This is a genomic window from Streptomyces albicerus, assembly GCF_008905045.1.
Classification (GTDB): Bacteria; Actinomycetota; Actinomycetes; order Streptomycetales; family Streptomycetaceae; genus Streptomyces; species Streptomyces albicerus.
Map to the genome: position 1 here is coordinate 1 of NZ_VWMY01000160.1, position 7991 is coordinate 7991.

The 7991-nt window shown below is 69.9% G+C and carries 9 protein-coding genes; 7 read left to right on the plus strand and 2 right to left on the minus strand.

What is annotated here, in order from left to right:
• Positions 1-207 precede the first annotated feature (207 nt).
• The 3 genes from GAS53_RS54075 (at position 208) to GAS53_RS54085 (ending at position 1465) form a co-directional block, all read left to right on the plus strand.
• The gene (locus GAS53_RS54075; protein WP_151485183.1) at positions 208-486 is read left to right on the plus strand and encodes a hypothetical protein; all 279 of its coding nucleotides are present in this window, start codon (positions 208-210) and stop codon (positions 484-486) included.
• Positions 487-569: 83 nt separating this feature from the next.
• A complete protein-coding gene (locus GAS53_RS54080) occupies positions 570-971 on the plus strand; it encodes an ANTAR domain-containing protein (protein WP_151485184.1) in 402 nt (133 codons plus the stop codon).
• A gap of 182 nt (positions 972-1153) precedes the next feature.
• A complete protein-coding gene (locus GAS53_RS54085) occupies positions 1154-1465 on the plus strand; it encodes an ANTAR domain-containing protein (RefSeq protein WP_225859716.1) in 312 nt (103 codons plus the stop codon).
• 193 nt (positions 1466-1658) lie between these two features.
• Here GAS53_RS54085 and GAS53_RS54090 read toward each other — a convergent pair whose 3' ends face one another.
• Positions 1659-3050: a diacylglycerol/lipid kinase family protein gene (locus GAS53_RS54090; RefSeq protein ID WP_151485185.1), complete on the minus strand. Its 1392-nt coding sequence runs from the start codon at positions 3048-3050 to the stop codon at positions 1659-1661.
• Between the two features lie 464 nt (positions 3051-3514).
• Here GAS53_RS54090 and GAS53_RS54095 point away from each other — a divergent pair, with 464 nt between their 5' ends.
• The 4 genes from GAS53_RS54095 to GAS53_RS54110 all read left to right on the plus strand — a co-directional run bounded on the left by GAS53_RS54095 (position 3515) and on the right by GAS53_RS54110 (position 7150).
• Positions 3515-4336, plus strand: coding sequence for a SigB/SigF/SigG family RNA polymerase sigma factor (locus GAS53_RS54095; protein ID WP_151485186.1), 822 nt, complete (start codon positions 3515-3517; stop codon positions 4334-4336).
• Positions 4333-5166 (plus strand): DUF1206 domain-containing protein, encoded by an 834-nt coding sequence (locus GAS53_RS54100; RefSeq protein WP_151485187.1) that lies wholly within the window; start codon positions 4333-4335, stop codon positions 5164-5166. Before GAS53_RS54095 ends, GAS53_RS54100 begins: the two co-directional genes overlap by 4 nt.
• Before the next feature lie 367 nt (positions 5167-5533).
• The gene (locus GAS53_RS54105) at positions 5534-5962 is read left to right on the plus strand and encodes a hypothetical protein (RefSeq protein ID WP_151485188.1); all 429 of its coding nucleotides are present in this window, start codon (positions 5534-5536) and stop codon (positions 5960-5962) included.
• 216 nt (positions 5963-6178) lie between these two features.
• On the plus strand, positions 6179-7150 hold the full coding sequence (locus GAS53_RS54110; RefSeq protein ID WP_151485189.1) for a YihY/virulence factor BrkB family protein: 972 nt from the start codon (positions 6179-6181) through the stop codon (positions 7148-7150).
• 59 nt (positions 7151-7209) lie between these two features.
• Here the strand turns inward: GAS53_RS54110 and GAS53_RS54115 are convergent, their stop codons facing one another.
• Positions 7210-7926, minus strand: coding sequence for a GAF and ANTAR domain-containing protein (locus GAS53_RS54115; protein ID WP_151485190.1), 717 nt, complete (start codon positions 7924-7926; stop codon positions 7210-7212).
• Between the last annotated feature and the right edge of the window lie 65 nt (positions 7927-7991).

The following is a 7991-nucleotide window of genomic DNA, read 5'->3' on the forward strand; positions in this document are numbered from 1 at the left end:
GAGAGGTGTTCGACGCTGCCGGGGGCTCGGGCCGTACCGCACACGCTAGCCCTCACCGCGCCCCCTGGACAGATGTCAAGTGGCCATCCGGTTCCGGCGCAAGACGCTGACGTGGGTCGCTGTCCGCAACCTCGGGGGAGGGCTACGCTGTTCGTACAGGCCCCGGCCCCCGGCAGTGATGCACCGTTCCGCTCCGGGAGGTCTGCCGTGTTCGTTCTGCTTCTCATCCTGATCTTGGTCTTGTTCGGCCTCGGTTTCATCAACCCCATCTGGTGGGTGGCCGCGGCCGTGCTGGTCTTCGGCGCCACCCGGCACGGCCGCGATCGCGGGGGAGGCTGGATCCGTGGTGACGGGTCCGATCTCGGGGACTACCGGGACTACGAGCACCGCCGGGATCGTCAGGACCGCTGGGACCGTCGCTACAGCCGTCGGCACCGGGCGCGCTGGAGGCGCGAGGACCGTCGGGACCATGAACGCCGCGGGTGAGCGATGAAGTTGCCCGACATCCAGAGATTCGGGGGCGGCTTCAGCCACACCGGACGCACGGAAATCGTGGAGAGGCAGATGCCATGCAGCGCACAACCTTGCTTCCGGAGAATTGGTGGGATGTGGCGGCTGAGGCCTGGGCAGAGAACGCGGGCGGTCAGGATGTCGTCGCACTGCGCGCCGAGAATGATCAGCTGCGGCGGGCGCTGGCCGGCCGTGCGGTCATCGACCAGGCGTGCGGCATGGTGATGGTCCTGGCCCCCTGCCGCCGTGGGCCGGCCAGGAACCTGCTGGTGGACATGGCACGGCAGTGCAACACCAAACTTCCGGAGGTGGCCGTGGCCGTGGTCGCCGCCTGGGAGGGTGAGCCGCTCTCACGGCTGATGCAGCGGGCGCTGCGGCGTGCGCTGCGGCGGCTCTACGCGGAAGACCGGGGGTGCGACTCCCCATCGGCGGATGAGCCGTCCGGAAGGGGAAGGTCATGATTCACGCAGCCGACGTCCGGGAATGGCGCAACAAGCACTACGGACTGGCCTGCAAGCCCGGTGCGGCCGGAGAACGGCAACTGGCGCGCCGCTGACCGCCTGCGGACAGGATGTCTGCCCTGTGAGGTACGCACCATGCGCCAGCTGACCACCCCCGCGAAGAACAGGGGCTGTTGACGGCCGTGGCTTCGGCGGAGGAAACGGCTCTACTGACAGAGGTTGTCGAACTACGGGCCAGAAACGAGCAGTTGGGCCGCGCGCTGGCGAGCCGTGCGGTGATCGACCAGGCGCGCGGCATGGTGATGGCCCTGGCACCGTGTTCCAGCGAGAGGGCATGGGACCTGCTGGTGGACGTGTCGCAGCACTGCAACATCAAGCTCCGGGACGTGGCTGCGGCCCTGGTCGCCACGACGAAGGACGAGACGCTCCCGGAACCGATACAGCGGGCACTGCGCCGGGCACTGCGGCGCCTCCATCTGACAGACCGGCGGTGACGGCATGCGTGCCCAGCGGACGGCACCGGATGCTGTGGGCTCAACTCTCCGGTGCCTTCGTCCAGGACGGCCGTCGGACGCCTCCGTTGTGTAGCCCACCTCGTGGAAATGAAACACCGGCCTGCCCCTTCCCTGACCGCAAAGCCGTTGAGCGGGCAGAACGCTCGAAGAGCGCGCCACCCCGCCGACGGCGTCACTGCGGCGGTGGCAGGTAGACAGTGAGCGCACGGACCGACTTGTCGAGGAGGAGGGTGTCGGCGGCCGGGCTCACCTCGCCGTCACGGGTGTAGTCCCCCTCCTCTCCGACGCCGTCGATGCGCAGCCGGGTCACGGTGGTGGCCTGGTAGACGCGGGAGCGCGCGAGGGTGCCGGTGAGGAAGGCCGCGATGAGCCGGGTGCGGGCGAAGGGATGGCTGCCGTCGACGGCGCGGATGTCGAGGAGTCCGTCATTGAGGCTGCGGCGGTAGGAGGGGGCGAAGCCGGGTGGGTCGTAACGGCTGTTGCCGGCGAAGAGCAGCCACAGTCGGCGGTGCCGCCCGTCGATGGTGACCCTGCGGGGCGTGCCGTCGGCGAGGACGCGGAGCAGGCCGACGGCGAGGGCGGGCCACTTGCCCAGGCGGTCCTCGCGGGCCTCCCGGGCCCGGACGAGTTCGGGATAGACGCCGATGCTGAAGGTGTTCAGGAAGTATGTGCTGGAGTCACCGTCGGCACTGCCCTCGGTCGTGACACGGCCGAGATCGACGGCTCCACCGCAGCCCGCCTCCACGGCGTCGGCAGTAGCCTTCAGGGTCGCCAGTCCGAGGTCGGTGGCGAAGTGGTTGAGAGTGCCGCCGGGGAACACGGCCAGCGGCAGTCCGCTTTCGGTGGCCCTGACCGCTGCCGCGTTGACCGTCCCGTCACCGCCCACGACGCCGAGCGCGCCCCCGTGGGCCAGTACGTCCTTGGCGGCTCGGTCGAGCACCAGGTGCAGGTCGACGCCGCTGTCGCAGAGCCGAATGTCCGTCATCGGCAGGAGGATCCGCAGTTCGGCTTCGGCCGGCGTGTCGCCGCCCGCGTCGCTGTTGACGACCGCGATCAGTCCCAGGCCTGCGGGAAGCGCGGGGACGTGGACGTTCGGCCGGGCGGCGTCGGCGGGTTCGTCCACGTGCAGCGGCCACCAACGACAGGTCGCCGCAGCGATACCGATCCCGAGTGCGGCGCCCGCGAGGACATCACCGGTGGAGGGCGTTCCGGTGCGGGCGCGCAAGGCGGTGACCGCTGTAGCGAGGGGTAGGAGAGCGGCCCCGAGCCGGGGCGACTCCAGCGCGGCGGCGGTGGTGAATGCGGCGACGGCGGCTGCGTGCCCCGAGGGCAACACCCGGGTGGCGGGCCGCGGCAGAAGGCGGTGGCTGGAGGCCGACCTGGAGACGATGTTGAAGGCGGCGGAGGCCAGGGCCAGGGAGCCGGTTGCGCGCAGTGCGGCACGGCGTGCGCCGCGATTGCCGGACAGGCCCATGACGGCCGCGCCGGTCAGCCACGGGAGCATGGGGTGGGCAGAGGCGACGCGTGCGAAGAGCCGTGCATCGAGTGCGCGGAGGTGTCTCATGCCGACTGCGTACCCGCGGCGATGTCGAACACGCGGCCACCCGCACTCACGAATCGGCCAACGGCCCGTGCCCCGTTGTTCGTTCACAATCAGGTTCCGGACCGGAAATCGGCCGGGCCCTCTTGTCGTTCCGGCCGGGGCGTTCGGCCCGAACGACATATGGTGCGGGGCCTTGACCGGAAGGCACGCCAGGTCCAACGGCCTCCCTCCGACCGCGGCCTCACGAGCAACCGCTTCCGCCCTGAGCCGAGTCCGCTACCGCGCCCTCCACGTTCTGTGCCCGCGCGGTCCCCGCCGGATTGCCGCAGATGGGCTGCAGAGACCCTGTTTGAAAGGGGGTTGTCCGGGAACCCGCCTGGTGTGCTTCAGACCGGAGGCACGCCCGTGGGAGCAGTTTTCGCTGCTCCCGTGTGCTGCGGTCTGCCGGCTCCCACGGTGAGTGATGCCACCGATCAGGGAGACACATGTCCGTGACGTACGAACGCCCGCAGAGTCGGCGAAGTGACCACCCCTACCACGACGCACCGGACACCGCTGTCGCGTTCCTCCGTATCGCCGCCCTGCCGGACGGCCCGGAGAGGTCCGCGCTGCGGCAGGAGGTGGTGTGCGCCTGGATGCCGATGGCCGTACGGCTCGCCCGGCGCTTCCGCCATCGTGGTGAGACCTTCGAGGACCTCGAGCAGGTTGCCCAACTGGGCCTGGTCAAGGCGGTAGCCCGCTTCGACCCCAGTCGCGGCACCGCCTTTCCGAGCTTTGCCATACCGACGATCCTCGGCGAGGTGAAGCGGCACTTCCGTGACGAACTCTGGGGTGTCCATGTGCCGCGGCGCGTGCAGGAGTTGGGCGCCCGAGCCCGTTCCGCCGGCAGTGAGTGGGCTTCGCTCAACGGCCGCGAACCCTCGGTCCACGAGATCGCCGCGCACAGCGGCCTGACCGAGGCCGAGGTACGGCTGGGTCAGGGGGCGCTCGAGAGCTTCGCCGCCCGGTCCTTGGACACCTTGCCCAGCCGCTCCGAGGACGGCCACCCCCTGACCGACACCCTCGGCGGCATGGAGCCCGGCTTCGACCGGATCGTCAACCGCGAGGCGCTCCGCCCCTTGCTGCGGGCACTGCCCGAACGCGAACGGCAGATCTTGTACATGAGGTTCTTCTGCGAGATGACGCAGAACCGCATCGGCGAGGCGTTCGGTATCTCCCAGATGCACGTCTCCCGCCTGATCACCCGCACCTGTGCACGCCTGCGCGACCAGGTGATGGCGGACCGCAATCCGAGGAGGGCATCGTGATGACGTCCCGGGTGCACGGGTGGCGCCGGACTGCCGGGCTCCGGACAAGGAACTCCGCGGAGAAGCAGACACTGACTGCAGCCGGGCGGGCAGGCTTTGCGGCACGTGGGGTGGTGTACGTCCTGATCGGTGTACTGGCCGTCCGGATCGCCCTCGGCAGCGGCGGCGAGTCGGCGGACCGCCAGGGTGCGCTGGCCCAGGTCGCGGCGCAGCCCTTCGGGAAGGCGATGCTGTGGGCGCTGGTCGTCGGCTTCGGCTGCATGGCGTTGTGGCGGGGCGCCCGCGCGCTTGGCAGGGGGCCCCGGCACAAGGCCGCCTCGCGAGTCCTTGACGGCGGGCGGGCGGTCTTCTACGCGGCCATCTGCTGGGCCACCGCCGCGTACGCTGCCGGGGGCGGGCAGGGCTCCAGCGGCAACGCGCAGTCGCAGGACTGGACGGCATCGGCGCTCAAACTGCCGTACGGCCGGGTGCTGGTGGGTGCCGCGGGCTGCCTCCTGATCGGTATCGGCGCGGTACTCGCCGTCCGGGCGGCCATGCGGCGCTTCCTGAAACAGCTGGACACCGGCACCATGAACCAGCGCACGAAGCAGGTCGTCACCGCTCTGGGCGTGGTCGGAGGCGTGGCACGTGGTGCGGTGTTCGCCGCGGCTGGGATCTTCATCCTGGTGGCAGCCGTCCGCTTCGATCCGGACGAGGCCAAGGGCGTGGACGCGACGCTCCGTAGCTTCACGCAGACACCGGTGGGGCCATGGCTCCTGGTCGGCGTCGCGATCGGGCTGGTTCTCTTCGGCGTCTTCTCCTTCGCCTCGGCTCGCTGGCGCCGCCTGTGAGCGCTTGACCCAAGCCGGATCTGCCGGCTCCTCGCGCAGGCTCGCCCTTGGGCCGGACCGTCACCACGCACTGGCCGACACAACAGCGGCGAACGGTCCCGCTCCCGCCACCGACCGCATGTGGGCATGTGGAGTGGTGGTCCGCCATCTACCACCACGCGTCAGTGGGCCGGGCGTCGGCGCGAGCGCGGTGCTACGCCTCCTGAGGCCGTGGCGGATGGGCGGCCAGAGGCCGTCCACCAGTAGTGTCGGCGCCCTCCGGTCTCGCCTATACCTCATTCTCAGGGTTGACGCAACCCATGGCGGTGGCGTGCCGGGCAGAACGGCTCTACCGTGGGGACAGGAAAGCAGATCCCAGGAGCACGTCATGATCATCCTCGGACTCGTCATTCTCGTCGCCGCGGTAGTCATCGGCGTCGCCGGCGTTCTTTCCAACAGCGGCAGCGCCCACGAGTTCACCGGCGAATTCTCCGTCTTCGGAGTCGACGTCACCGGCTCCACCGGCACCCTCTTCCTCTACGGCCTCGTCGTCGGGGCGGCGGCTTTGCTCGGGCTGAGCCTGCTCCTGACCGGCGCACGCCGCGCCGCTCGTCGCGGCCGCACCGCTCGTCGCGGGCTCAAGCAGTCTCGGCGCGAGACAGCCGCTGCCGAACAGGAACGGGGCGTTCTGATCAACGAACGCGATTCCACCAGCGCGCAGACGGCGCAGGCGGAGAGGGATGACGAAGACCCTGCCGGACTGGTCGATCGCCCCCGTCACAAGGACCACTGGTTCCGCCACCGGGCCGCTCACTGACGATCCAGGTCGGCCGCCTGGCCACCTGCCGCGCGCCCCACAGGCGGCCTTGCCGCACCGGACGACCTCGCGCCGCAGCGGTCGTCATCGGCTTGCTCCGGCGCAGCCCTCGGCAAGCATCGGGCAGCGCGGCTCTCATACGGCGGAAGGCGGTGCGGGTTCCCCGCTGGATGCCTCTCTTCTCGGCTGTGGGTACGCAGGGAGTGGGTGTTTCTCATGGAATGGCTGAGAAGGCTGCCTGTGATCGGAAAGCTGATGCGGACGCACCCTTGGCGGGCGTTCGAGCGGCTGGATGCCGTCCACTGGGCCAGGCTCGCCGCGGCCGTCACCTTCACCAGTTTCGTCGCCCTCTTTCCGCTGATCACCGTGGGTGCGGCGATCGGTGCCGAGCTGCTGAGCGAGGACCAGCTGGGGAAACTCCAGGACAAGATCGCCGCCCAGGCGCCAGGCCTCTCCGACCTCCTGGACCTGGACGGTCTCGTCGAGCATGCCGGATCCGTCGGGCTGATCGCGGGCGCGCTGCTGCTCGTGATCGGCATCAACTGGGTCGGTGCTCTGCGCGGGTGCCTGCGCGCGGTGTGGGAGAAGGAGCAGGACCCGGGCAATCCGTTCCTGCTCAAGCTCAAGGATTCCGTGGTGCTGGTCGGCCTCGGCGCGGTCGGGCTGGTCGCGATCGGTAGTTCGGTGTTCGCCAACAGTGCCGTCGGCTGGGCCGCCGACCAGGCCGGTATCGAAGGCGGGGCGGGACGCGCTCTGCTGTTCTTCGCCGGCCTGGCCATCGCCCTGGTCGTCGACTTTCTCCTGCTGGTCTACCTGCTCACCCGGCTGCCGCGGGTGCATCCCGGCCGACGTGCGGTCGTGGTCGCCGGGCTGATCGGTGCGGTGGGCTTCGAACTGCTCAAGTGGTTGCTGACCGGCTACCTGCAGGGCGTTGCGGGGAAGAGCATGTACGGCGCCTTCGCCGTGCCGGTCGCCGTCGTGCTGTGGATCAACCTCATGGCAAGGCTGCTGCTGTACTGCGCCGCTTGGACAGCGACAGCAGCGGGGACGGCGGCGCACCCCGACGAGACAGCCGAGGGCGAGAGCCCGGAGCCCGGGATCAGCCCCGCAGCCGACGCCGCACCACAGCGTGCGCCAGTCGGCAACGGCGCACCAGCAGCACCGCGCCTCCAGAAGCACGGCCCGTGATCCGAGCGTGAATCTTCGTGCTTGGGCAGCTGCGTGCGGTCACCGCCTCGGCGACGGTGTCAGGGCACCAGGCCGTGAAGGGGTTCGGAGTCGTCGATGAAGGCGCGGGCCAGATCGGACAGGCGTCGGTTGTGGGCGCGGGCGTAGCCACGCAGTGCGGTGAAGGCCTGTTCCATGTCGATGCCCTGGCGTTCGGCGAGTTTCCCCTTGGCCTGCTCGATCAGTACCCGGCTGTTCAACGCTGTCTGCAGCTGTTCGTTGAGCACCGTGCTGCGGTGGACGGTGCGTTGTTGCAGCAGGCTGATGGTGGCGACGTCCGTCAGGGCCTGGGCGATGAGTGTGCCCGTCGGGTCGAAGGGGCCGGGGGCAGCGTGGAAGAGGTTGAGGGCGCCGACGGTCTCGTCGCGCAGCCGCATGGGCAGGGCCTGGACGGCCCCGAAGCCGCTGCGGTGGGCCGCCGCGACGAAGCGCGGCCAGCGGTCGACCTCCCGGGTCAGGTCGGGGACTGCCTCGGGTGTGCCGGTGCGGAAGCATTCGAGGCAGGGGCCTTCGTCGTTCTGGAGCTGGAAGAGTTCCAGCAGGCGTACCTGTTCGTCGGAGGCGGCCATGACGCGCAGTTCGCCGTCGCGGTCGGCGAGCAGCACCCCGGCGGCACTCGCACCGAGCAGCCCTACGCAGCGGTCGGTGAGCAGGCGCAGGAAGTCGATCAGGTCGAAGTCGGCGACCAGGTTGTCGGCCAGTTCGACGAAGGTCTTGGCCAGGAGCTGCTGATTCATCGTGACACCCTTGATTGAGACTAGTCCCGCCGGGAGGGGGGCGGGAAGTGCAGCACGTTCATCGG

What these genes read in the sequence shown, in the direction of transcription:
- GAS53_RS54080 (WP_151485184.1), top strand. Translation starts at nt 570, where the DNA reads ATGCAGCGCACAACCTTGCTTCCGGAGAATTGGTGGGATGTGGCGGCT.
- GAS53_RS54090 (WP_151485185.1), bottom strand. Translation starts at nt 3,050, where the DNA reads ATGAGACACCTCCGCGCACTCGATGCACGGCTCTTCGCACGCGTCGCC.
- GAS53_RS54095 (WP_151485186.1), top strand. Translation starts at nt 3,515, where the DNA reads ATGTCCGTGACGTACGAACGCCCGCAGAGTCGGCGAAGTGACCACCCC.
- GAS53_RS54105 (WP_151485188.1), top strand. Translation starts at nt 5,534, where the DNA reads ATGATCATCCTCGGACTCGTCATTCTCGTCGCCGCGGTAGTCATCGGC.
- GAS53_RS54110 (WP_151485189.1), top strand. Translation starts at nt 6,179, where the DNA reads ATGGAATGGCTGAGAAGGCTGCCTGTGATCGGAAAGCTGATGCGGACG.
- GAS53_RS54115 (WP_151485190.1), bottom strand. Translation starts at nt 7,926, where the DNA reads ATGAATCAGCAGCTCCTGGCCAAGACCTTCGTCGAACTGGCCGACAAC.